This window comes from Streptomyces sp. SID3343, assembly GCF_009865215.1.
Lineage (GTDB): Bacteria > Actinomycetota > Actinomycetes > Streptomycetales > Streptomycetaceae > Embleya.
On record NZ_WWJX01001578.1, the window covers coordinates 1 to 1,018 of the forward strand.

1 protein-coding gene is annotated in these 1,018 nt (G+C 74.6%); it reads right to left on the reverse strand.

Features of this window, described 5'->3' with window-relative positions; all coding sequences use genetic code 11:
* Nucleotides 1-1,018 (reverse strand): terpene cyclase/mutase family protein (locus GT354_RS50425; RefSeq protein ID WP_161364970.1); only part of this gene is annotated, 1,018 nt, incomplete at both ends.

Below are 1,018 nucleotides of genomic sequence, written 5' to 3' on the forward strand. Positions count from 1 at the left end.
GGTGATCGCGGCGGTGACCGGCCGACCCGGGCCGAACCCGCGGCCGTTGACGGTCACGGTCTGCCCCGGGCGGATGGTCGCGGGCGAGGCGACGGCCACCGGCCTGCCGTGAGGATCGGGACCACCCGGCCCCGGATCGCCCGGCCCCGGGCCCCCGGGCCCAGGATCCTTGGGACCGGGATCGGCCGGGACGACCGGCTCGACCGGTGCCGGGTCGCGAACACCGATGTGCCCGAACACCGGTACGCCGAGGCCGAGTACCGCCTGGGCGGTGGAACGGCGCCATTGGTCGCGGGTGACGTCGTCGACACCGTTGGCACGGGCGTCGACCAGCGCGTCGGCGTTGTAGGCGAGCGCGCCGGCGTCGCGGCCCTCGGTCAGGGCCATCGACCGCAGCCACGCCGCGGCCCGCGCGGTCTGGTCCCGTTGGCCGGTGGCGGCGAGGGTCTGGGCGATCAGGCCGGTGGAGTTGGCGTTCACGGCCGCGGTGGGGCCGGTCCCGCCGAACGCCCCGGTCGTGGCGTCCTGCTTCGACAGTAGCCAACCCACCGCCCGGGCAAGGGAGTCGGCCACCTGTGGTGTCCGGGGCACGGTGAGCAGCGCCTGAACGACCAGGGCGGTGGTGTCGGCGTCCGACAGGCACGACGTGCCGTCGCCCGGCATCAGTCGATAGCCTCCCGACGCGCATTGGGTGCGCAGCAGATACCGGACGGCCTCCTCCGGCACGCCGCGCTTGGTGCGGGCCAGGGCCAGGACGGAGTACGCCTGCCCGAAGGTGTTGGCGTTGTCCGCCACGTACGGGTTGCGGTCGGCGAAGCGGCCGGTGTCGGCGCCCGTGGTCACCATGAGGGAACGCAGCCCGGCTTCCGCGTCGAGTCCGCCGATCGCGGTGACGTCCCGGCCCTGGGCGGCGAGTGCGAGGGTGAGTTTGGCCAGTGGGCCGGCCAACAGCACTCCCGGCTTGCCCTGTCCGTCCCACGTGACGTAGGCGCCCGCCGTGGCCGAGAGACGATCGGCG